This window comes from Halorubrum halophilum, assembly GCF_000739595.1.
Taxonomy (GTDB): domain Archaea; phylum Halobacteriota; class Halobacteria; order Halobacteriales; family Haloferacaceae; genus Halorubrum; species Halorubrum halophilum.
This window is the reverse complement of sequence record NZ_BBJP01000004.1, coordinates 52,624-73,650: the sequence shown is the minus strand read 5'-3', so window position 1 is coordinate 73,650 and position 21,027 is coordinate 52,624. Positions and strand designations below refer to the sequence as shown.

Here is a 21,027-nt window from a genome sequence, read left to right as displayed (position 1 = left end):
TAAATACGAAAAATCGTGAAGGATTCGGCGCGCGATTCGGAGCGTCTCGGCCGCTCGGCGCCGATTCTCCCCTAATCGGTGCGACGCCCCCGCCGCCCGTCCTCGAAGAGCTCGTCGAGCAGCCTCCGCTGCGCCTTTCGGAGGTGGTTGTGGAACGTCGGCGAGGAGACGTCCATGGCGTCGGCGACCTCCTCGGCGGTGCTCCCCCGGGGCCAGTCGAAGTACCCGCCGTGGTACGCGGCCGACAGTGCGGCCCACTGCCGGTCGGTGAACCGGTCTGCGACGCCCTCTCGAAGCGAGTCCTCGCTCCGGGCCGACCGCGGCACCGACTCCTTGCTCGCGAGCCGCGCGTCGGAGAACACGGATCGGAACCCGTCGGCGACGGGGCGGACATCGGCGCCCTCCGGGAGGTCCGCGACGACCCCCACCCGTCCGTCTTCCGCGGTCGCATCGCGGACGGTCGCGCCGTGTTCGGTGAGCGTCCGGACAGCGGATCCGCCCTCCACGCGTGCAGACACGTCGCAGCCGTCCTCCCGCGTGTCGATCACGCGGAGGTCCGAGACGCCGGACGCGTCCGCGACCGCGTCGGCCAGCGCCTGCGGGCGCACCCCCTCGACTGAGAGGTAGAAGCGAGAGGCGTCGTCGTCAACCGCCACCGTCGAGGCGAGCTCGATCCGACAGCCGAGCGCCGCGCTCGCGCGGGCGAGGAACGCCCCCTCGTCGCCGGTGTGGAACTCGACCTCAGTCACCGCGTCGGAGTGGAGCAGGTCGCGCCAGCGCCCGGCGGTCACCACCCACCCGAGACACCGACCGAGGGCCGCTATCTCACGGCGCTCGACCGACGAGACTGCCGAAACAGACGAGGCGGACGACTCCCCGTCGGCGACCACGCACAGCGCGCCGTGCGTCACGTCGCGGTACTGAAGCGGAGCCGCGATCGCCGGCCGGCCCGCGGTCGCGGGCGACCCCTCGATCGCGACTAGCTCCCCCTCCTCGACCGCCTCGCGCCACGGCCCGTCGCCGGCGACGCCGCGGTCGACGAGCGTCTCACGGTCGACGCCGGCCACCCCCGCGATCTCGACGTGACCGCGGTCACCCGTTCCGCGGACGACCCACGCCTCAGCCCAGCGATCGGACCCGATCACGCCGTCGGGAACGCTCGTGAGTGGCGTCGCCCGGTCGTCGCCGTCCGCGAGCGCCTCGAACCCGCCGAGAGCGGTCAGCGCCGAGCCGGTCGCCGCTCCGTCAGACGGGCTCGCCCGGCTCCCGTCGATCGCCGAGGCGATCGCCTCCCCGTCAAGTGGGCCCAGATAGCCGTCGAGCGCCGCCATCGTCTCCCAGCCGCCGGCCTCGCGGACCGCGTGGGGGTCCACGCCGCGGTCGACGAGGAGCCGCCGCGCAAAGGTCCGGCGGAGGTCTCGCGGAGTCACGTCCGAGTCGACGAGGTCGTCTGTCCGCGCCGCCGCGCGCTCCGCCGTCTCGCTCACGATCATCTGGACGCGACGGGGCGACACGTCGACGAACGGATCGGACTCGTCGAGGTCGGCGCTCTCGGCGTACCGCCGCAGCTCCGCCGCCAGCGACGCCGGAACCGCCGTCTCGCGGTCGATATTCGTCTCGTTTGTCGCCTCAGAAGCGTCTCGCGCCCCCTCTGTCGCTTCGTCACCGTCGGTCGGGACCGCGAGGAGAAAGAGGTCGGCGTCGTCGTCGGTTTCTCGGAGGTGTTTCGGGGCGACGCGCGTGATCTCGCCGGTCCGAAGCCCGGCCTCGCCGGCGAGGCGGACGGCCAGCGCAGCGCGATACGTCTCCGCCGCGGTCACGAGCGCATCGTACGCGTCGGCGTCCAATTCCTCGACCATTCATTTCGCATTCACGCAGAGATACGAAGTAAATCTTTTCCCGAGAACCCCTGAAAGTCGGGCTTTTATCGCCCTATCGGCCTCTCACACTCGGATCGCGGTCGTAGATCGTCCGACTGATCGCCAATCTGTTTCGGTTCTAAATTTGTAACCGAAATTATTGAATCGCGCGGTCATCGACGCGACCGTTCGACTCCGCGCTTGCGCTCGAGCTCGTCAATTCAGGTCGCGTCGACGACGCCCCACGTCACGTGGTCCCACAGTCGCTCGTAACTGTAGTAGGTTACCGTTTTCACCACGTTGGCGACCAGTCCGATGTTCACGGCGGCGCTGATGTCGTCGACGACGGCCCACGCCACGAGAACGGTGATAGCGACCATGAGCGCCCGGTAACACAGGGTCTTCGCGAGCGCTCGCTTCCGCGCGTGGAGCGCCGAGCGCGAGAGGAGGCTGCTCATGGGGAATGAAACGGGTCGCAGCGACAAGAAACCTATAGAAGTTTCTAAAATAGAAAAAAGTAATTGATAATGTTTACTCCTCTCGAACCGCCGACTCGATCTCGCCGACGACCTCGGGGTTACGGAGGGCGCTCACGTCGCCGAACTCGTCGCCGCGCGCGATGTCCTCCAACAGGCGGCGCATGATCTTTCCGGACCGGGTCTTCGGCAGGTCGGGCGTGAACACGACCCGATCGGGACGCGCCACGTCGCCGACCGCCCGGGCCAGCCCTTCACCGATCGCGTCGCGGAGGGGCTCGTCGGGGTCGACGTCGCCCCGGGTCGTCACGTACGCGACGATTTTCCCGTCGTCGTCGCCGACGACCGCAGCCTCGGTGACGCCGTCGGCCCCGACGATTGCCGACTCCAACTCCGCGGTGTTGAACCGGTGCGTCCGGACGTTGATCACGTCGTCGACGCGGCCGAGGATCGACACGTAGCCGTCCTCGTCGACGGTGGCGCCGTCGCCGGTGCGGTACCGCCACCCGTCCTCGCCCTCCAGCCAGTACTCCCGGCGGTACCGCTCGTCGCCCTCGCGGAGCCCGCGGAGCATGCCGGGCCACGGGGCACCGATCGTGAGGTACCCCGGCTCGCCGGGGTCGACGGGCTCGCCGTCCTCGTCGACGACGCGCGCGTCGATCCCCGGGAGCGGCGGGCCGACCTTCCCGGGCTTCATGGGAGTGATCCCCGGTAGCGTCGCGAGGGAGATGGCGCCGGTCTCGGTCTGCCACCACGTGTCGACGATCGGCGCCTCGCCGCCGCCGACGTGCTCGCGGTACCAGCGCCACGCCTTCGGGGTGATCGACTCGCCGACGGTCCCCAGCAGCCGGATCGACGACAGGTCGTGGGCGTCGGGGTACTCCGCGCCCCACTTCATGAAGGAGCGAATCGCGGTCGGCGAGGTGTAGAAGACGCTGACGGCGTTGCGCTCGATCAGGTCCCACACGCGGTCGCGGTCGGGGTAGTCGGGCGATCCCTCGTAGAGGACGCTGGTCGTCCCGACCGAGAGGGGACCGTACACCCCGTACGAGTGGCCCGTGATCCAGCCGATGTCGGCGGCGCACCAGTAGGTGTCGTCGGGGCGCACGTCGAGCACGTTCCGGGTCGTCCACGCGACGTGCGAGAGGTACCCGCCGGTCGCGTGCTCGACGCCCTTCGGGCGCCCCGTCGTCCCGGAGGTGTACATCACGAACAGGAGGTCGGTGGCGTCGCGCGCGACCGGCTCGACGGTCTCCCCGTCGTGCGCCTCCACGATCGACTCGTACTCGTGTTCGTCGTCGCTTAAGGGCACGTCGAGCGCGTCGCCGAGCCGGTCGACGACCACCGTCGCCGAGAGGTCGATATCGGCACGGAGCCGAGCGTTGTCCGCCTTCGACTTCTGGTTGAACGCGTCCTCCCGGCGGTAGTAGCCGTCACAGGTGACGAGGTACGACGAGTCCGCGGCGTCGATCCGGGTCGCGAGCGCCTCGGCCGAGAGCCCCGCGAAGACGACGTTGTGGGGCGCGCCGATCCGGGCACAGGCCAGCATCGCGATCGGCAGCTCCGGGATCATCGGGAGGTACAGCGTCACCACGTCGTCCTCCTCAACGCCCAGCTCGCGGAGCCCGGCCGCGAGCGCGTTCACCTCGCGGTGGAGGTCGAGGTAGGTGTACGACCGGCGCTCCCCGCGCTTGCCGAACCAGCGGATCGCGAGCTGGTTCCGGCGCTCGTCGAGGTGGCGGTCGACGCAGTTCGCCGCGGCGTTGAGCCGCCCGTCCGGGAACCACTCGTAGAAGGGCGGGTCGTCGTCGTCGAGGACGGTCTCGTAGTCCGTCTCCCAGTCGAGCAGGTCGGCGGCGCGACGCCACGCCTCGGGCCCCTCCTCGGCGAAGGCCTCGTACAGCTCCGGGTCGTTCGCGACGGCCCGATCGCTGAACGCGGCGGGCGGCTCGACGACGGCCTCGTCGTCGCCGGCGGCGGTCCCGTCCGTCCGCCGGCCGTCGACTCCGGCGTAATCCATGAGACTACTTCGCACTCGAAGGAATGTATACTTTGTCCGAAACCCCAGCGTGCGGAAGGATGTCAGGTCGACTCCGCTGGCGCCAGCCCGGCCGCCTTCGACCGGGCGCGCGCGACGATTGACGGCTTCGCCTCGAAGTCGAGCGTGACCTGGTCGTCCGCGTACGTCTCCGCCTCGACGTGGCCGTGGTCGTGGACCCACGAGACGAGGCTCATCGCGTCGTCAGAGAGGGGGAGGACGAGGCGCTCGCGCTCCCAGTCGGGCAGCTCCTCCTCGACGCGGTCGCGGAGCTCCGCGACGCCCGCGCCCGTCTTCGCCGAGACGGCGACCGGGTCGGGCGCGACCCCCGACAGCGCGCCGCGTTTGTCCGCCAGCTCGCCCGGCGCCAGCCGGTCGACCTTGTTGAACACGGTGACGATCGGGGCCTCGTTGCGCTCGTAGAGGGTGTCGTGGCTCGTGACGAGCTTCTCGCGCATCTCCTCGACGGGCTCGCTGGCGTCGACGACGAGCAGCACGAGGTCGGCGCGGTACACCGAGTCGAGCGTCGACTCGAACGACTCCACCAGCCAGTGGGGCAGGTCCGCGATGAACCCGACCGTGTCCGTGAGGAGGACGTCGCGCTTCTCCATCTCTGCCCGGCGGGTCGTGGTGCCGAGGGTGGTAAAGAGCATGTCCTGCGACTCGGCGGTCGTGTCGAGGTCCGGGTGGCGCTCGGCGTTCTCGTCGACGTCGATCTCGGCCGCGAGCCGGCGCATCAGCGTCGACTTGCCGGCGTTGGTGTAGCCCGCGAGCGCGACCAGGTCGAAGCCGGAGTCGCGGCGCTGCTCGCGGCGCGCCTCCTCCTTCGCCGCGATCGACTCCAGCTCGTCGCGGATCTCGGAGATCTGGCGTTTGATGTCGCGCTCGACGCTCTCGTCGTACTCGCCGAGCCCCATGAACCCCGGGCGCTCGTCGCGCTTCGCGAGGCTCGCCTTCGCCTCCGCGCGCGGGAGCTCGTAGCGGAGCTCCGCGAGCTCGACCTGCAACTGCGCCTTCCGGGTGTTGGCGCGCTGGCCGAAGATCTCGAGGATGAGCGTGAACCGGTCGATCACCTCGACGCCCTCGGGGAGTTCGCCCCCGATGTTGAACGTCTGGTACGGTCCCACGTCGTTGTCGATGATGACGGCGGTCGCGTCGCTCCGGCGGACCAGGTCGCGCAGCTCCGCGACCTTCCCCTTCCCGAACATGAACGCGGCGTCCTCGGTGCGGGTCTGTGTGAGTTCGCCGACCACGTCGTAGCCCGCGGCGGCCGCGAGCTGGGTGATCTCGGTCAGGTCCGCCGATCCGGACTCGACGCGCTTGGCGACGACCGCGCGCTTCTCGGCGGCGGTCGGCTCGGTGTCGGTAGCCGCCCCCTGAACGCTCCCGGTCATAACAGGAGGTCGCGGGCGGCGTACGCGGCGTGATGTGCTGCCTGCACTGTTTCGCGTTCCCCTATGCTCTCGACGTATTTAAACTCGGGTCGGAAGCTCAACTCCACCCGCTCGGCGGGCTCTTCGTAGAACTCGCCGCCCTCCGCGACGATCGGTCCCGCCGGCGGCTCGGGGAGGTTCCCGACCGCCTCGGCCGCGAGCGCGACGGTCGCGTCGAGCGTCGGTCCCTCACGCACGGCGGCAAAGCTCATCCCCTCGACCGACCGGATCCGCGTCGAGTCGATCCGGGCGTGGACCGCGGCCGCGACCATCAGGTACTCGCCCGCCTCCTCGTGGCGGCCGCTGATGTCGACGCCGACGACCTCAGGGACGGGCGCTCGTCACCTCGGTTCGATCGGGGCACGGGTCAGTTGCGGGGGCTGTCGCCTCCATACGCCCCGATATATCGCCGGACGAATTGAACGTTTCTGTGGTCTGTAGGGTCGCCTCCGCAGGTATCGCGTACCGCGCAGTCGCCGACAGCGACGTAGTACTTAAAAAGAACCGTGGAGCCCGCGATAAACGCTTATAAACCGACCCGCTCGTCTACCGAGCTCGATCCGGCTTACGCCGGATCGAACAGCGTCTCGCCCTCGACCATGTGCTCCTCGACGGTGTCGAGGTCGAGCGTGAGGCCGATCCCCGGCTTCTCCGGCACCTCGATGTAGCCGTTCTCGATGACGTCCTCCTCGACGAGGTCCTCCCACCAGCCGAGCTCGTAGGAGTGGTACTCGATCGCGAGCGAGTTCGGGACCGAGGTGCCGACGTGGGCCGCCGCCATCGTCGCGATCGGGGAGGCGACGTTGTGCATCGCGACCGGGACGTAGTACTGGTTCGCCACGTCCGCGATCTTGCGGGTCTCTCGCATCCCGCCGACCTTCGGCAGGTCGGGCGCGACGATGTCGACCGCCTGGTTCTCGATGAGGCGGCGGAGTTCGGTGACACGGTACCGGTTCTCGCCGACCGTGATCGGCGTGATCGTGTTCTTCGTCACTTCCTCCTGCACTTCGAGGTTCTCCGGCGGGACGGGGTCTTCGAGCCACCACACGTCGTACTCCTCGATGGCGTCCGCGAGGCGCTGCGCGGAGCCGCCCGAGAACGTCCAGTGACAGTCGAAGGCCACGTCGGCCTTGTCCTTCACGCGCTCGGTGACCTTCTCGACGATCTCCGCCTTGTGGCGGATCTCGCCGGGGCGAAGGTGGCGGTTCGCGCGGTCCTTCTCGAAGCCGCTCGGCACGTCGAGGTCGAACTTCAGGGCGTCGTAGCCCAGCTCGTCGACGACGCGCTCGGCCTCGTCGGCGCACGCCTCGGGGTCCGCCTCCTCCTCGGTGTGGCAGTCGCAGTACACGCGCATCTTGTCGCGGTACTTGCCGCCGAGCAGCTGGTAGGCGGGCACGTCGAGGATCTTCCCGGCGACGTCGTGCAGCGCGACCTCGATCCCGGAGATCGCGGTGACGGTGACGCCCTCGACGGAGCCCTCGCCCGACATCTTCTGGATGAGGTGCTCGTAGAGGCGGTCGATGTCGAGCGGGTTCTCGCCGATCACGAACGGCTTCATGCGCTCGATGAGCTCCGGGACGCCGGCGCCCCAGTACGCCTCTCCGGTGCCGACGACGCCCGCGTCGGTGTACACGCGGACGAGCGTCCACGGGAAGTTCCCGTCGACCATCGTCGTCTGCACGTCCGTGATCTCGACGTCGCGCCCGCCGCCGCGCGAGCCCGTCGTCCCCATCGTCTCAGCGGAGAGCTCCCGCATCGTGTACTCGGCGTTCGGGTCGTGAAGCGACTCGTAGTTCCGGCTCATGGCTCCGGATTCATTCGGAACGGGGTAAACGTTTATGTTCCTCCGGGTGCCCGTCGCTCCGACGGGGCGCGGCTTCCGCCTCCGCGTAAATAGGGAGTTTTTCATTGGCGTGTCCGCAACTGTCCGCATGGTCGAACTCACGGATTCGCTGAAGTGTCTCTTTACCGGAACTGTCGAGCAGCGCGGCGACGGACACGTCGTTCAGATTCCCGCCACGGAGATCGAACACGGTACGGTCGAGGCGGGCGAGTCGTACCGCGTCGCCCTCATCAAGCGCGAGGGTGGCGATGACGGCGCAAGCGTCGCGACCGACGGCGCCGCGGACCGACCCGTCGCCGGCAACGGGGCGGGGGGAAGCCCGGCGTCGACGACGCGGTCGACGGACAGCGCCGCGGCCTCCGGCCCGCCGGTCTCGGAGGGAGACGTGCGAGAGGTGACGATTGAGACGCTCGGCGACAAGGGCGACGGGATCGCGAAGATCGAGCGGGGGTACGTCGTCATCGTCCCGGACTCCGAGCCGGGCGACGAGCCGACCGTCGAGATCACGAGCGTCCGCGAGAACGTGTCGTTCGCGGACATCGTCGAGGAGTAGCGAGCCTGTCGAGACCGGCTACCGCGGCGCGTCCTCTGGGGCGCTCCGCGAGAACAGCTTCTTGAGGTGCGCCGGCGAGAAGAAGGAGCTCGGTCGGTCCATGTGGACCCCGATCTCGCCCGACAGCGCCCACAGCCCGGCCCGCTGGACCGGCTCGGGAAGGGAGTAACACCGGCGGATCGCCGAGCCGAGCCGGATCTCGGAGCCGATCGCCTCTCGCCATCCAGACTCGTAATCGGCGAGCGTCGTCGGGTCCCGCGGGTCGATCGCGTCGGCGGCCACGTCGGCCGCGGTCATCCCGTAGAGTATCCCCCCGCCGGTGAACGGCTTCGTCTGCGCGGCGGCGTCGCCGACGAGGAACGCCCGGTCGGTCGTCACGCGGTCCGGCGGGCCGACCGGGATCGCCCCCGAGCAGAAGCGGTCCGTCGTCACGTCGTACGCGTCGGTGAGTCGGTCGAACATCGCGGACACGTCGTCGCTCGGCGGCGCGGCGAGCCCGTACTCCACGCCCGCGTCGCCGCGGGGGATCCGCCACGCGAAGAACGTCGGCGCGGTGAGGTGGACGTCGACGAGGTCGCCGTCGTCGGGCGCGTCGTCGAACGCGAGCACGCCGTGAAGCAGCTCGTCCGGCTCCGGGAGATCGAGCGACCGCCGGACGCGAGAGGTCGGGCCGTCGCAGCCGGCGACCATCCGCGCCTCGACCTCCTCCACGTCGCCCTCGGGCGTCCGGACCTCGACGACGACCCGGTCGGGACGCTCGTCGACGCCGACGACAGTGTGGTCCTCCCGCACGTCGGCGCCGGCATCGCGTGCGCAGTCTGCGAGGGTGCGATCGAGGCCGACGCGATCGATCACGTTCGAGACGGGGTCAGACTTATAAAACGGATACGCCCGAGAGCCCGGCCCGCCGACGTGGAAGCGCGCGCCGTACACCCGGTTCTGGAGGAGTTCGCCGCGGGCGTCCTCCGGGACGAACTCCCACACGTCGTCCGAGACGTGGCCGGAGCAGGCCAGCGGCTCCCCGACCGTTCCCTTCTCGAAGGCGACCACGTCGCGGCCGGCCTCGGCCGCGCGTCGGGCGAACCGCGACCCCGGCGGCCCCGCGCCCACGACGACGAAATCGTGCATGTCCGCAGGGTCGGCACGGACACATATAATTACGACGTGACTACTCGGTCTCGCGCCGCGCCGCCAACCACTCCAGCGCCGCGTCGAGGTCGGTCTCCGGCGGCGAGCACGTCCGCCCCTCGCAGACGTAGGCGGTCGGCTCGTCGTCGACCGCGTCGCGGTCGGCCCAGATCGGCGGGGCCTCGTCCATGTCGAGCCGTTCGAGCCACGCCGCGAGCCCGTCTTCGGTCGGCGGGCGGGGGGCGACGAGCGCGCCCGGCAGGTAGCGCTCTCCGAGCGTCTCGCGCCACGCGTCCGGCACCGCGTCGGCGGCGACGGTCACCTCGATCCCGCCGGACGCGACGCGGTCGGCCGCGCGCACGAGCGAGACGTGCTCTAGCGGGCTCGCCCGGATCCGGTCCGCGTGGGTCGTCACGACCCGCTCCGCGACCTCGGCGAACTCGCGGTCGGTCCGGAACCCGTCGAGGAGCGCGAGCGTTTCGGCCGCCACCCCGAGGCTCGACGGGGTCGACCGGTCGGTGAACTCCTGCGGGCGGGCGAAGAGGGTGTCATCGCCTTGATCTGCCGTTTCGTCGGGGTCCCGCGTGAAGTAGATCGTCCCGTCCTCGTCGTCGTAGAAGTCCGAAACGATCGTCGCCGCCAGATCGAGCGCGAACTCGAGCGCGTCCGGGTCGCCGGTGGCCGCGTAGACGTCGAGCGCGCCGCGAGCGAGGAACGCGTGGTCGTCGAGGTACCCCGGCCCGCGCACGTCGCCGTCGAGCCAGCGCCGCGCGAGGACGCCGGTCTCCTCGTCGTACAGGCGCTCGCGACAGAACGCGAGCGCGTCACTGGCGATCTCGGCGTACGACTCGCCGAGGGCCTGTCCGGCGGCGGCGAACGCGGAGATCGCCCGCCCGTTCCACGATGAGAGCACCTTCTCGTCGCGGGCGGGGCGCGGCCGCGACTCGCGCGCCTCGAAGAGCGCGACGCGAGCCTCCGTGAGGGTCTCTCGGACTTCCTCGGTCGACGTGTCGTGCGCCTCGGCGAGTTCCGGGATCGACGCCGCGATCGTGGGAACGGTGGTGCCGCGCTCGAAGTTCCCGCCCGACTCGATCCCGTACCGCTCCTTCGCGAGCGACGCCGCGGGCTCGTCGAGGACCGCGTCGACCTCGGCGGGCGTCCAGACGTAGAACGCGCCCTCCACGTCGTCGACCTCGTCGGAACCGTCGCTCCCGTCGGCGCCCGCGCCTCCGCGCCGGCTCTCGGGCGGTCGGCTCCGGGCGTCGAGCGTGCTGAAGAAGCCGCCCTCGTCGTGCCGGAGTTCGCGGTCGAGAAAGCCGAGGGTCTCGCTCGCGATCCGGGCGTACGAGGCGTCGCCCGTCAGTCGGTAGGCGTCGAGGTACGCCATCGGGAGCTCCGCGTTGTCGTACAGCATCTTCTCGAAGTGCGGGACCGTCCACTGGCGGTCGACCGCGTACCGGTGGAACCCCCCGCCGATCTGGTCGTACATGCCGCCGCGGGCCATCCCGTCGAGGGTGCCCGTCGCGGCCGTGAGCGCGGCGTCGCGACCGGTCTGCGCGTACGCCCGCATGAGCACGTCGATCCGGCCGGGCATCGGGAACTTCGCGCCGCCGCTTCCGAACCCGCCGTACTCGTCGTCGTAGCCGCGGATCGCCGCAGCCGCGGCCTCGTCGAGGAGTTCGGGACCGGGCGCCTCGGCGGCGTCCGCGTCGCCGGCGCCCCCCGTGACGTCCGCGGCGGCCGGCTCCGGCACCGACTCCAGCTCGTCGCGGGCGCTCGTCGCCCACTGGTCGGCGCGGCGCTTCATCTCCTCGCGCTGCTCCGGGTCGGCCCACGAGTCGGCGATGCGGTCGCAGAGGTCTCGGAACCCCGGCTGATTCTGACGCGGCTCCGGCGGGAAGTAGGTCCCCACGTAGAACGGCTCGCCCTCCGGCGTACACCACGCGGAGAGGGGCCATCCGCCCCCGCCGGTGACGAGCTGTGAGACGGTCATGAAGGTGCTGTCGACGTCCGGGCGCTCTTCGCGGTCGACCTTGACGGGGACGAACTCCTCGTTGAGCACCGCGGCGACCGACTCGTCCTCGAAGCTTTCCTCGGCCATCACGTGACACCAGTGACACGAGGAGTAGCCGATCGAGACGAACACCGGTACGTCGTGCTCGCGGGCGCGCTCGAAGGCCTCCTCGCCCCACGGCTGCCAGTTGACGGGGTTGTCGGCGTGTTGCTGGAGGTACGGACTCGCCTCCCCGTCGAGGCGGTTCCGCTCGGTGGGCTGTGACATACGTCCGATTCGGCCCGACGCGGCAAAAACCCGTCACAAGAGCGCGAGCGAGTTGACTACCACACAAACGTGCATATACGAGTGCAGATAGAGAGTAAAGCTTACACTACCGTGTAGTGATCGGTCGCACATGACGGAGACCGTACTCTTGGTGGGGGGCGGCGGACGCGAACACGCGATCGCCCGCGCTGTCGCCGACGACGGCGCGCTGTACGCCTGCGCGAGCAACCGGAACCCGGGGATCCGCCGGCTCGCCGACGAGTTCGAGACGATCGACGAGACCGACGCCGAGGCCGTCGCCGACTACGCGACCGCAGTCGGCGCGGATCTGGCCGTTATCGGGCCGGAGTCCGCGCTCGCGGCGGGCGTCGCCGACGCCCTCGACGAGGCCGGCGTGTACGCCTTCGGGCCGCGGGCCGAGGAGGCGCGCTTGGAGACGGACAAGGCGTACCAGCGCGAGTTCATGGACGAGAACGCGATCCCCGGCTGCCCGGACTACGCGGTGTTCGACGACATCGAGGCCGCCTGCGAGTACATCGACGACTACGACGGCGACCTCGCGGTGAAGCCGGCCGGACTCACCGGCGGCAAGGGCGTGAAGGTGATCGGCGATCAGGTGACTGCCGAGGAGGCGAAGGCGTACCTCCGCGACTCCGACTACGACCGCGTCGTCCTCGAAGAGCGGCTCGTCGGCGAGGAGTTCACGATCCAGGCGTTCGTCGCGAACGGCGAGATCCGCACGACGCCCGCGGTCCAGGACCACAAGCGCGCCTACGAGGGCGACGAGGGGCCGAACACCGGCGGCATGGGCTCGTACACCGCCACCGGACACTCGCTGCCGTTCATGGCCGAGGGCGACTACGACGCTGCCGTCGACGTGCTGGAGGCGGTCGTCGACGCGCTCCCCGACTACAAGGGCGTGCTCTACGGCCAGTTCATGCTCACCGCTGAGGGCCCAAAGGTCGTCGAGTTCAACGCGCGCTTCGGCGATCCCGAGGCGATGAACACCCTCCCCGTCTTGGAGACGCCCTTCCTCGACGTGCTCACGGCCGCGCGCGATGGAAGCGGCCTCCCCGAACTCGACTTCTCCGGCGAGGCCACTGTCTGTAAGTACGCCGTGCCGGACGGGTACCCGACCGACCCTGACGCGGGCGCGAAGATCGCGGTCGACGAGGAGAGCGTCGGCGACGCGCTCCTCTACTACGCCAGCGTCGACGAGCGCGACGACGGGATCTACACCACCACCTCCCGGTCGTTCGCGGTCGTCGGCCGCGGCGACTCCATCGCGGCCGCGGAGGCCGAGGCCGAAGAGGCGCTCGCCGCCGCCGGCGACCGGGTCCGCATCCGCCACGACATCGGGAAAGCCGACCTCGTCGAGCGACGGATCGAGCACATGGCCGAGCTCCGCGAGTAGCGCGCCGCGTCAGCGACCCTTTTACCGGAGCCGCACGAACGGTCCCCCGTGACTCACGAGGACGAGCGCGAGACGGGCGAGGCGGATTTCGCTGCGGGTGCGGAGACCGCCGGCTCCCGCACCGACCGACTGGAGCGCCACCCGACCGGCGGCGTTCGGAACTCGCTGTGGTCGTGGCCCGACGCGAAGTCGCCGCTCGCGGTCGTCCGCAACTACGTTGTGATCGTGCTCGCCCGGATCTGCCCGAGCCTCCGGCTGAAGAACTGGCTGCTGCGCCGGATCGGCGTGACCGTCGGCGCCGGCGTCTCGTGGGGGCTTGAGTCGACGCCGGACGTGTTCTGGCCGGAACGAATCGCGGTCGGGAACGACGCCATAATCGGCTACGACGCCACGCTGCTCTGCCACGAGTTCCTCCAGGACGAGTACCGCCTCGGCGACGTGGTCGTCGGGGACCGCGCGATGATCGGCGCGAGCGCGGTCGTCCTCCCGGGCGTCACGGTCGGCGAGGGCGCGCGCGTCGCCGCCAACTCGCTCGTCGCCGAGGACGTGCCGCCCGGGACGACGGTCGCCGGCGTGCCGGCCGAAGTCGTCTCTCGGGCGGGTACAGAGGGTGAAGAAGTCGGTGAGAAAAACTTGGACAACGACTGAGGTGCGCCTCTGGTTTATTTTTCGGCTTCGTCCGCGGACTCGTCGGCGTCGCTTTCGGCGTCGTCGCTTTCGCCGCTCCCGGCGTCCCCGCCGTCGGCGTCGGCCGCGGCCACCGCCTCGGCGTCGGTGATGTGCGCCTCGGTGCTCACGCTCTCGAGGTCGACGCCGACTTCCTCGGCGACCGCGTCGAGGACGGCCCGCTGTTCGGCCATCTCGTTTTCGAGCCGCTGGACGCGCTCGGAGGTGTCGAGCACGGTCGTCTGCGTCTCCTCGACCTCGGTGCGGAGCTCGTTGATCTTCTGGTACGTGCGCTCCGCCTTGTCGGCGAGCGTCTGGATCTTCTTCGCCGTGTCCCCGAATCCCATACCGGTCGATCGAATCCGAGGTACGTGGGCCTTTCCGTTCGGCGCGGCGGGGTCGTCGCCGTGCCGTGGCGTCCCGTCCCCCGCCCGCGACGGTGGACTTTTGGCCGAACCGCCCGAGGTAACCCTATGAGCGTCGAACGCGTCCTGTTGACCAACGACGACGGGATCGACGCCGCCGGCCTCAGAGCGCTCTACGACGCGCTCGAAGCCGACTACGACGTGGTGGCGGTCGCCCCGACCGACGATCAGTCGTCTACCGGGCGCACCCTCTCGGACGGTGTCGACGTCGCGGACCACCAGCTCGGGTACGCCGTCGACGGCACCCCGGTCGACTGCGTCGTCGCGGGGCTCGACGCCTTAGTCCCCGACGCCGATGTCGTGGTCGCGGGCTGTAACGAGGGGGCGAACCTCGGCGCGTACACGCTCGGGCGGTCGGGAACCGTCTCCGCCGCGGTCGAGGCCGCCTTCTTCGACGTGCCCGCGGTGGCGACCTCGATGTACGTCCCGGGCGGGGAGGACTGGTGGAAACGGGAGCTAAAGCCGGCGGAGTTCGCGAACGCGAGCCGCGCGACCCGGTTCCTCGTCGCGGAGGCGACCGCCGCCGGGGCGTTCGACCGCGTCGACTACCTCAACGTCAACGCTCCGATTGCGGGCGCGGGCGAAGACGACGAGCGCGACGCCCCGGCGCCGATGCGCGTCACCGCCCCCTCCCCGTGGTACGGGATGGAGGCGGCCCACGACGGAAACGGTCGCGTGACCTTCTCCGACCCGATCTGGGGGAAAATGAACGCGGACGACGTGCCGGACCCGGTCGGCACCGATCGCCGCGCGGTCCTCGACGACGAGGTCTCGGTCTCGCCGCTGTCGGTCCCGCACGCCGCGGAACCGGACGCGGGGCTCGACGAGGTGGCAGCGGCGTACGGACGCGCGACAGAAAATATCCGCTAAACGGCTGGCCGAGACTACTCCTCGTCGGCGCTGACGGTGACCTTCGCCTCGCTGACCACGCGGTCGCCCATCTCGTAGCCGGGCTCGTACACCTCGTGGACGGTCCCCTCGGGCCGGTCGCTCTCGACCCGCAGCATCACCTGATGGCGGGCCGGATCGACCGCCTCGCCGGGATCGGGATCGATGGGCTCGACGCCCTCGTCGGCGAGCACCTCGTCGAACTTCTCCAGCGTCGACTCGACGCCGGGGCGGAGGTCGCTCCCCTCCTCCTGGTCGAGAGCGCGCAGGAGGTCGTTGCGGACCGGGGCGATGCGCTCGACGAGCGCCTCCGAGGCGCGCTCGCGGATCTCGTCCTGCTTGCGCTTGGCGCGCTGCTTGTAGTTGCTGAAGTCGGCCTTGACGCGGGCGAGCTTGCTCGTCAGCTCCTCGATCTCCTCCTCGGCGTCGAGCAGTTCGTCGCGCGTCTCGTCGAGCTCCGCTTCCAGCGCCGCGACCTCCCGAGCGAGCGCCTCGTCGTGCTCGGCGACGGCGGCGGCCAGCGCCTCGCGGTCGGCGGCTCCGCGGCCCTCCCCGTCCGCGCCGGCCGACTCACCGCTCGTTCCCTCGGCGGTCGCGTCCGCGGTACCGTTCGTCCTCGCCGCGTCGGCCGCGGCGTCGTCGGGGGACTCGACCTCGACGTCGACGGCGTCGTCGTCGCTCATGTCCGATCGAAGTCGGTCGGCGGGCATAAGCGTTGCAGAACGGAGCGGGCTCGCGGGCGGGGCGCCGGTTTCGCTTCGCGCGTCCGACCCGCGGGAGTATTTAAATCACGACCTCCAAGCGGTCGTAATGACCGCGCCGAACCGGAACACGCTGTGGGCGCGCGCCCTCGTCGACGAGCTCGTCGCCGCGGGCGTCGACGCCGTCGTGGCCTCGCCCGGGAGCCGCTCGACGCCGCTGACGATGGCCGCCGCGCGCAACGACGACCTGCGCGTCTTCTCCCAGTTGGACGAGCGATCGGCCGCCTACTTCGCGCTGGGCCGCGCGCGCCGGACCGGGACGGTGACGCCGCTGATCTGCACCTCCGGCACCGCCGCCGCCAACTACCACCCCGCCGTGATGGAGGCGAGCGAGGCCCGCGTCCCCCTGCTCGCGCTCACGGCCGACCGTCCCCCCGAGCTGCGCGACTCGGGCGCGAACCAGACCGCAGACCAAGAGAAGCTGTACGGCGACGCCGTCCGGTTTTATAAGGACCTGCCGGAGCCCGCGCCGAACGACCGCGCGCTCCGGTCGCTCCGGACCACGGTCGCCCGCGCCGTCGGGGCCGCCGAGGGCGCCGACCCCGGCCCGGTTCACCTCAACGTTCCCTTTAAGAAGCCGCTGGAGCCGACCCGGGTTCCCGACGACGTGCCCGCCGATCTCGATCCGGCCGCTGAGCGCGGTCGCGACGGCCCCTACGTCGACGTGACGCCCGGGTCGCCCGAGCCAGGCGACGAGGAGCTCCAGCGGCTCGCCAACGAACTCGCGACGACCGATCACGGACTGATCGTCGCCGGCCCCGCGGACCCGCCGGGGCTCGACGCCGAGGCCGTCACGGCGCTGTCGCACGCGACGGGGTTCCCGATTCTCGCCGACCCGCTCTCCGGCGTCCGATTCGGCGGCCACACCCGGGTCGCGCCCGTGATCGGCGCCTACGACGCGTACCTTTCGGCGGCGGTCGCGGGCGACGACGCGGACGCAGAGAGCGCGGCGGCCGACTGGACCGACCCCGAACTCGTCCTCCGGCTCGGCGCGTCGCCGACCTCCAAGCGCCTCCGCAAGTACCTCGCCGAGACGGGCGCCGATCAGTACCAGGTCGACCCCGCCGGACGCTGGCGCGAGGCGGAGTTCGCGGCCACCGACCTCGTCGTCGCCGAGCCGAGCCGCCTCTGCGCCCGCCTCTCCCGGCTCGTCCCCGGGGGCGGCGGCGACGCCGACTGGCGCGCGCAGTGGGAGGACGCCGACCGGACCGCCAGAGCGGTTCACGACCGAGAGACGGACGAAGACGCCCTCGCCGACGACGACCCGGTCGAGTTCCACGAGGGCGACGCGCTCCGCGCGGTGGCCGACGCGCTTCCCGACCCCGCGACGCTGTTCGTCTCGAACTCCATGCCTGTCCGCGACCTCGACCGCTTCGTCGGGCCGACGACGACGAGCGTCACCGCCCTCGGCAACCGCGGGGTGAGCGGCATCGACGGGATCGTCTCCAGCGCGCTCGGCGCCGGCTCCGCGACCACCGACGACCTCACGCTCGTCGTCGGCGATCTGGCGCTGTACCACGACACGAACGGGCTGCTCGCTATCGACCGCTGTGACGTCGACGTGACCGTCGTGCTGATCAACAACGACGGCGGCGGGATCTTCCACGAACTCCCGATCGCGTCGTTCGAGCCGGAGTTCACGGAGTCGTTCAAGACGCCACACGGCATCGAGTTCGAGCCGCTGGCCGACCTCCACGGGCTGGAGTACGCTCGGATCGACGCGCGAGCGGACTCCGCGGCGGACGCCGCGCGCGTCCCCGAGGATCTCGCCGACGCGTACACACGGGCTCGCGACGCGGACGGCTCACACCTGATCGAGGTGCGGGCCGACGCCGAGTCGAGCCACCGCACCCGCGAGCGCCTCGAAGCGGCGGTCGAGCGCGCGGTCCACGGCGACGGCTCAGAATAGCCGAACGCGGCTCAGTCGACCGCGACGGTCGCGGTCGCGGTCAGGTCACACTCCTCCGCGGTCACCTCGCCGACGATCCGGTACCGTCCCGGAGAGGGGTTCTCCCACGTCTCCTCGTAGGCCGTCGACTCGCCCGGCTCCAGCGTCTCGCTGCCGAGCACCTGCGTGAACAGCCGGCCGGTGCCGTACCGCCAGACGGGGTCGCCGTCGGACACGTCGTTGCCGTCCTCCTCGCTCGTCCCGTCGATCGAGTAGGCCGCGAAGTCGGCCCGCTGGCCGGTCCTGAACCGGAGGGTCTCGGGCGAGTCCCCGGCGTTTCGCACCGTCAGCGCGAGGTCGACCCCACCGCCGGCGTCGTCGTCGGGATCGATCGCGAGCGCTGCGTCGAGCATGAGACCGTATCGCACGGGAATCGGCTTAAAGACACGTGGCAGCGGATTCGCCGGGAGCCGTCTCCGACGACGACGCGCCTAAGTCGCGGCTCCCCGTAGCGACTCGCGTGCAGGTCGTCGGCTACGAGTCGGGCGAAGGGCTCACGGTCGCCAGCGGCGGCGCGGTCGAGTTCGTCGAGGCGACCCCCGGCACGGCGCTCTCCTTCGGGCTCGGCGACCGCCGCTGCGCGGGGACCGTCCACGACGGCGACCATATCGCCTGCGACGCCGACGACGCCCCCTACTGCGACGCGCATCGGCACGTCTGGGTCTGCGCCCGCTGTACGGGGACGTGTTTAAAAGACGAGATGGACTGCCACGAGGAGCACGCGGTGTACCTCGCGGCGTTCGCGCCGGACGTGCTGAAGGTGGGCGTCACGCGGCTGTGGCGGCTGGAGACCCGGCTCCGCGAGCAGGGCGCCGACCGCGCGGCCCACATCCGGACGTACCCCGACGGGCGGATCGCGCGAGAGATCGAGGCCGAACTGGCCGAGCGCGACGACCTCGTCGACCGGGTGCGCGTCCCGACGAAGGTCTCGGGGTTCGGCCGCGACGTGGACGCGGCGGTGTGGGAGTCCCTTCTAGAGGGGTTCGACCCGATCGAGCGGTTCGCGTTCGACGACGGCCTCGACCTCGGCGAGCGCCCCGTCGCGGAGACGATGGCGGCCGGGACGGTCCGGGGCTGGAAGGGGCGCGTGCTCGTGCTCGACCGCGGCGGGTCGACGTACGCGGTCGACGCCCGAGACCTGGTGGGGTACGAACTCACCGAGGAGGTGCCGGACCGCGAGCTGCAGTCGAGTCTGGGCGCGTTCGGCGGGTGAGCGTCGGCGCGCCGAATCTGGCCCTCACTCGACCCGACGGAACCGGTGTCGCACCACGTCGGCGTCGTCGTCCCAGTCGAAGCTCCCGCCGTGTGCGCGGACCATCCGCTCTTTGTACGCCTCCAGCGACGGCGACCCCTCTCGCTTCGCGTCCTCGTCGGTCATATCGCCGAGGGTGCGCTCGGTCACCTCGGTGAGTTCGAACGTCACGCCGTCGATCTCGAAGGTGTCGCCTTCCTCGCCGTACCGGTTCCCGCGGTGAAGCTGGGTCACGTCGCCGTCGAGCGCGGCCTGTTTCACGCGGTCGTTCGGGAGCAGGTCTGCCGGGTCGTTTTCGGACATACCGGTCCGTAGGGAGCGGATCGGTTTATAAGCGCGGCCGACGGCGACTTCCGACCGCCGCAGGTGCGAACCGTGCTGACGCGCCCCGCGTTCTGCGAATCTCGAAACGCTCGTTCGCGCCGATCTACACGGACGTGAACACCCTCGTCGACGGCCGAGCCGAGGGATTCAAGATACTGCCGGCCCCCTGCTTCGACAATGCGTCAGGACCACCTCATCACCGCGACGCAGCTCTCGCGGGATGACATCGAGGCGGTGCTCGACCGGGCCCGCGAGGTCGCCGACGACCCCGCCGCCTACGCGGACCGGCACGCCGGGCGCGTGCTCGCGCTCTGCTTCTTCGAGCCGAGCACGCGCACCCGGATGAGCTTCGACAGCGCGGCCAAACGCCTCGGAATCGACACGATCGGCATGGGCGACGTCGACTCCTCGTCGGTCTCGAAGGGTGAGTCGCTCTCCGACACTGTCCGCGTCATCGAGGGCTACGCGGACGCGATGGTGCTCCGCCACCCGAGCGAGGGCGCCGCGACGCTGGCCGCGGAGCACGTCTCCGTCCCCGTCGTCAACGCGGGCGACGGCGCGGGCCAGCACCCCTCTCAGACCCTCCTCGACCTCCACACGATCCGCGAGAATCACGGGCTCGACGACCTTACGGTCGGGATCATGGGGGACCTGAAGTACGGCCGCACCGTCCACTCGCTGGCGGCGGCGCTCACGGAGTTCGACGTCAACCAGCACTTCATCAGTCCGGAGTCGCTTCGGCTCCCGCGCTCCGTGCGGTTCGACCTCCACGAGACCGGCGCGCAGATCCGCGAACACGAGGAGCTGGAGCCGGTCCTCGACGAGCTCGACGTGCTCTACGTCACCCGGATCCAGAAGGAGCGGTTCCCCGACGAGAACGAGTACCACCGCGTCGCGGGCGAGTATCAGATCGACGCCGAGACGCTCGAAGAGGCCGACGACGACCTCACCGTGATGCACCCCCTGCCGCGCGTCGACGAGATCGCGCCCGACGTCGACGAGACCGACCACGCGACGTACTTCGAACAGGCTCACAACGGGATTCCGGTGCGGATGGCGCTGCTCGACACCCTCTTGGAGAACGCGAACCCCGACGGCGACGAGGGGACGGAGGTGGACCGATGAGCGACCACGAGCTCCGCGTCTCGAAGATCCGCGACGGCACCGTGATCGACCACGTCGAGGGCGGGCAGGCGCTCAACGTGCTCGCCATCCTCGGCATCGACGGCTCCGAGGGGTTCGGCGTCTCGGTCGGGATGAACGTCCCCTCGGACCGACTCGGCCGGAAGGACATCGTGAAGGTGGAGGAGCGGGAGCTCTCGCAGTCCGAGGTCGACGTGCTCTCGCTGATCGCGCCCGAGGCGACGATCAACATCGTCCGCGACTTCGAGGTCGTCGAGAAGAACCGCGTCACCCGCCCCGACAGCGTGACCGGCGTGCTCTCGTGTCCGAACCGCAACTGCATCACGAACGCGGACGAGCCGGTCGACACCCGGTTCGACGTGGTCGCCGACGGCGTCCGCTGCGACTACTGCTCGACGATCCTGCGCGCTGACATCGCCGATCACATCGACGTGTGACGGCGGGAGGTCCCGTCGGCGATCGACGAGGGCTCCGGTAGATTTTAGCGCCCGCCCCTCGATACATCGGACATGAGCAAGAAACTGAAGCTCGTCCTGGTCCTGTCGCTGGTCGCCCTCGCGTACTTCCTGTTCGCCGGCGACAAGGAGCCGGTCGA

At 70.3% G+C, this 21,027-nt stretch carries 20 protein-coding genes; 8 read left to right on the top strand and 12 right to left on the bottom strand.

The features are described from left to right. Positions 1-71: 71 nt before the first annotated feature. The 6 genes from ACP96_RS01295 to ACP96_RS01270 form a co-directional block, all read right to left on the bottom strand. Positions 72-1,859 (bottom strand): bacterio-opsin activator domain-containing protein, encoded by a 1,788-nt coding sequence (locus ACP96_RS01295; RefSeq protein ID WP_050031821.1) that lies wholly within the window; start codon positions 1,857-1,859, stop codon positions 72-74. 221 nt (positions 1,860-2,080) lie between these two features. Next, positions 2,081-2,317 (bottom strand): DUF2061 domain-containing protein, encoded by a 237-nt coding sequence (locus ACP96_RS01290; RefSeq protein ID WP_050026405.1) that lies wholly within the window; start codon positions 2,315-2,317, stop codon positions 2,081-2,083. 73 nt (positions 2,318-2,390) lie between these two features. Continuing rightward, on the bottom strand, positions 2,391-4,355 hold the full coding sequence (gene acs / locus ACP96_RS01285; RefSeq protein WP_050031820.1) for an acetate--CoA ligase: 1,965 nt from the start codon (positions 4,353-4,355) through the stop codon (positions 2,391-2,393). Between the two features lie 62 nt (positions 4,356-4,417). After that, positions 4,418-5,767 carry a GTPase HflX gene (hflX, locus tag ACP96_RS01280; RefSeq protein WP_050031819.1) on the bottom strand — a complete coding sequence of 450 codons (1,350 nt, stop codon included), beginning with the start codon at positions 5,765-5,767 and terminating at the stop codon, positions 4,418-4,420. Further along, positions 5,764-6,114: a DUF2209 family protein gene (locus tag ACP96_RS01275; protein ID WP_082222427.1), complete on the bottom strand. Its 351-nt coding sequence runs from the start codon at positions 6,112-6,114 to the stop codon at positions 5,764-5,766. Before ACP96_RS01275 ends, hflX begins: the two co-directional genes overlap by 4 nt. Before the next feature lie 257 nt (positions 6,115-6,371). Continuing rightward, positions 6,372-7,610 carry a mandelate racemase/muconate lactonizing enzyme family protein gene (locus ACP96_RS01270; protein WP_050031817.1) on the bottom strand — a complete coding sequence of 413 codons (1,239 nt, stop codon included), beginning with the start codon at positions 7,608-7,610 and terminating at the stop codon, positions 6,372-6,374. A 127-nt stretch (positions 7,611-7,737) separates the two neighbouring features. Here ACP96_RS01270 and ACP96_RS01265 point away from each other — a divergent pair, with 127 nt between their 5' ends. After that, entirely contained in the window at positions 7,738-8,202 is a 465-nt protein-coding gene (locus tag ACP96_RS01265; protein ID WP_050031816.1) for a TRAM domain-containing protein, read from the top strand. Positions 8,203-8,220: 18 nt separating this feature from the next. Here ACP96_RS01265 and ACP96_RS01260 read toward each other — a convergent pair whose 3' ends face one another. Then, entirely contained in the window at positions 8,221-9,330 is a 1,110-nt protein-coding gene (locus tag ACP96_RS01260; RefSeq protein WP_050031815.1) for a geranylgeranyl reductase family protein, read from the bottom strand. Positions 9,331-9,370: 40 nt separating this feature from the next. Beyond that, on the bottom strand, positions 9,371-11,611 hold the full coding sequence (locus ACP96_RS01255; RefSeq protein ID WP_050031814.1) for a thioredoxin domain-containing protein: 2,241 nt from the start codon (positions 11,609-11,611) through the stop codon (positions 9,371-9,373). Positions 11,612-11,741: 130 nt separating this feature from the next. On the opposite strand from ACP96_RS01255, the gene purD reads away from it, so the two are divergent. Together purD and ACP96_RS19685 are read left to right on the top strand one after the other, a co-directional pair. After that, the gene (gene purD / locus ACP96_RS01250) at positions 11,742-13,025 is read left to right on the top strand and encodes a phosphoribosylamine--glycine ligase (RefSeq protein ID WP_050026252.1); all 1,284 of its coding nucleotides are present in this window, start codon (positions 11,742-11,744) and stop codon (positions 13,023-13,025) included. Positions 13,026-13,154: 129 nt separating this feature from the next. Beyond that, positions 13,155-13,673 (top strand): acyltransferase, encoded by a 519-nt coding sequence (locus ACP96_RS19685; protein WP_050026277.1) that lies wholly within the window; start codon positions 13,155-13,157, stop codon positions 13,671-13,673. Between the two features lie 14 nt (positions 13,674-13,687). Here ACP96_RS19685 and ACP96_RS01240 read toward each other — a convergent pair whose 3' ends face one another. Continuing rightward, complete coding sequence (locus tag ACP96_RS01240) at positions 13,688-14,038, bottom strand: DUF5798 family protein (protein ID WP_050026254.1); 351 nt, start codon at positions 14,036-14,038, stop codon at positions 13,688-13,690. A gap of 126 nt (positions 14,039-14,164) precedes the next feature. Between ACP96_RS01240 and surE the strand changes: the two genes are divergently transcribed. Continuing rightward, positions 14,165-14,986 carry a 5'/3'-nucleotidase SurE gene (gene surE, locus ACP96_RS01235; protein ID WP_050026257.1) on the top strand — a complete coding sequence of 274 codons (822 nt, stop codon included), beginning with the start codon at positions 14,165-14,167 and terminating at the stop codon, positions 14,984-14,986. A gap of 14 nt (positions 14,987-15,000) precedes the next feature. Here surE and ACP96_RS01230 read toward each other — a convergent pair whose 3' ends face one another. Continuing rightward, positions 15,001-15,687, bottom strand: a complete 687-nt coding sequence (locus tag ACP96_RS01230) for a nucleotide exchange factor GrpE (protein WP_050031833.1) — start codon at positions 15,685-15,687, stop codon at positions 15,001-15,003. 127 nt (positions 15,688-15,814) lie between these two features. Here ACP96_RS01230 and menD point away from each other — a divergent pair, with 127 nt between their 5' ends. After that, positions 15,815-17,674, top strand: a complete 1,860-nt coding sequence (menD, locus tag ACP96_RS01225; RefSeq protein ID WP_050031813.1) for a 2-succinyl-5-enolpyruvyl-6-hydroxy-3-cyclohexene-1-carboxylic-acid synthase — start codon at positions 15,815-15,817, stop codon at positions 17,672-17,674. Between the two features lie 11 nt (positions 17,675-17,685). Here menD and ACP96_RS01220 read toward each other — a convergent pair whose 3' ends face one another. Further along, complete coding sequence (locus ACP96_RS01220) at positions 17,686-18,066, bottom strand: BsuPI-related putative proteinase inhibitor (RefSeq protein WP_050026259.1); 381 nt, start codon at positions 18,064-18,066, stop codon at positions 17,686-17,688. 107 nt (positions 18,067-18,173) lie between these two features. On the opposite strand from ACP96_RS01220, the gene ACP96_RS01215 reads away from it, so the two are divergent. Beyond that, positions 18,174-18,926 (top strand): DUF2797 domain-containing protein, encoded by a 753-nt coding sequence (locus ACP96_RS01215; RefSeq protein ID WP_050031831.1) that lies wholly within the window; start codon positions 18,174-18,176, stop codon positions 18,924-18,926. 24 nt (positions 18,927-18,950) lie between these two features. Here ACP96_RS01215 and ACP96_RS01210 read toward each other — a convergent pair whose 3' ends face one another. Then, the gene (locus tag ACP96_RS01210; RefSeq protein WP_050031812.1) at positions 18,951-19,268 is read right to left on the bottom strand and encodes an ASCH domain-containing protein; all 318 of its coding nucleotides are present in this window, start codon (positions 19,266-19,268) and stop codon (positions 18,951-18,953) included. A 198-nt stretch (positions 19,269-19,466) separates the two neighbouring features. On the opposite strand from ACP96_RS01210, the gene pyrB reads away from it, so the two are divergent. Both pyrB and pyrI read left to right on the top strand, forming a co-directional pair. Further along, positions 19,467-20,414 carry an aspartate carbamoyltransferase gene (gene pyrB / locus ACP96_RS01205; RefSeq protein ID WP_050026266.1) on the top strand — a complete coding sequence of 316 codons (948 nt, stop codon included), beginning with the start codon at positions 19,467-19,469 and terminating at the stop codon, positions 20,412-20,414. Further along, positions 20,411-20,869: an aspartate carbamoyltransferase regulatory subunit gene (pyrI, locus tag ACP96_RS01200; RefSeq protein WP_050031811.1), complete on the top strand. Its 459-nt coding sequence runs from the start codon at positions 20,411-20,413 to the stop codon at positions 20,867-20,869. Before pyrB ends, pyrI begins: the two co-directional genes overlap by 4 nt. The last annotated feature ends 158 nt before the right edge of the window (positions 20,870-21,027 follow it).

Excerpts from the sequence above, each read along its gene's own strand:
- ACP96_RS01270 (WP_050031817.1), bottom strand. The coding sequence starts at position 7,610 with ATGAGCCGGAACTACGAGTCGCTTCACGACCCGAACGCCGAGTACACG.
- ACP96_RS01265 (WP_050031816.1), top strand. The coding sequence starts at position 7,738 with ATGGTCGAACTCACGGATTCGCTGAAGTGTCTCTTTACCGGAACTGTC.
- pyrB (WP_050026266.1), top strand. The coding sequence starts at position 19,467 with ATGCGTCAGGACCACCTCATCACCGCGACGCAGCTCTCGCGGGATGAC.
- hflX (WP_050031819.1), bottom strand. The coding sequence starts at position 5,767 with ATGACCGGGAGCGTTCAGGGGGCGGCTACCGACACCGAGCCGACCGCC.
- ACP96_RS01210 (WP_050031812.1), bottom strand. The coding sequence starts at position 19,268 with ATGTCCGAAAACGACCCGGCAGACCTGCTCCCGAACGACCGCGTGAAA.
- ACP96_RS01230 (WP_050031833.1), bottom strand. The coding sequence starts at position 15,687 with ATGAGCGACGACGACGCCGTCGACGTCGAGGTCGAGTCCCCCGACGAC.
- acs (WP_050031820.1), bottom strand. The coding sequence starts at position 4,355 with ATGGATTACGCCGGAGTCGACGGCCGGCGGACGGACGGGACCGCCGCC.
- ACP96_RS01240 (WP_050026254.1), bottom strand. The coding sequence starts at position 14,038 with ATGGGATTCGGGGACACGGCGAAGAAGATCCAGACGCTCGCCGACAAG.
- ACP96_RS01295 (WP_050031821.1), bottom strand. The coding sequence starts at position 1,859 with ATGGTCGAGGAATTGGACGCCGACGCGTACGATGCGCTCGTGACCGCG.
- ACP96_RS01255 (WP_050031814.1), bottom strand. The coding sequence starts at position 11,611 with ATGTCACAGCCCACCGAGCGGAACCGCCTCGACGGGGAGGCGAGTCCG.
- menD (WP_050031813.1), top strand. The coding sequence starts at position 15,815 with ATGACCGCGCCGAACCGGAACACGCTGTGGGCGCGCGCCCTCGTCGAC.
- surE (WP_050026257.1), top strand. The coding sequence starts at position 14,165 with ATGAGCGTCGAACGCGTCCTGTTGACCAACGACGACGGGATCGACGCC.
- pyrI (WP_050031811.1), top strand. The coding sequence starts at position 20,411 with ATGAGCGACCACGAGCTCCGCGTCTCGAAGATCCGCGACGGCACCGTG.
- ACP96_RS01260 (WP_050031815.1), bottom strand. The coding sequence starts at position 9,330 with ATGCACGATTTCGTCGTCGTGGGCGCGGGGCCGCCGGGGTCGCGGTTC.
- ACP96_RS01290 (WP_050026405.1), bottom strand. The coding sequence starts at position 2,317 with ATGAGCAGCCTCCTCTCGCGCTCGGCGCTCCACGCGCGGAAGCGAGCG.
- ACP96_RS01220 (WP_050026259.1), bottom strand. The coding sequence starts at position 18,066 with ATGCTCGACGCAGCGCTCGCGATCGATCCCGACGACGACGCCGGCGGT.
- purD (WP_050026252.1), top strand. The coding sequence starts at position 11,742 with ATGACGGAGACCGTACTCTTGGTGGGGGGCGGCGGACGCGAACACGCG.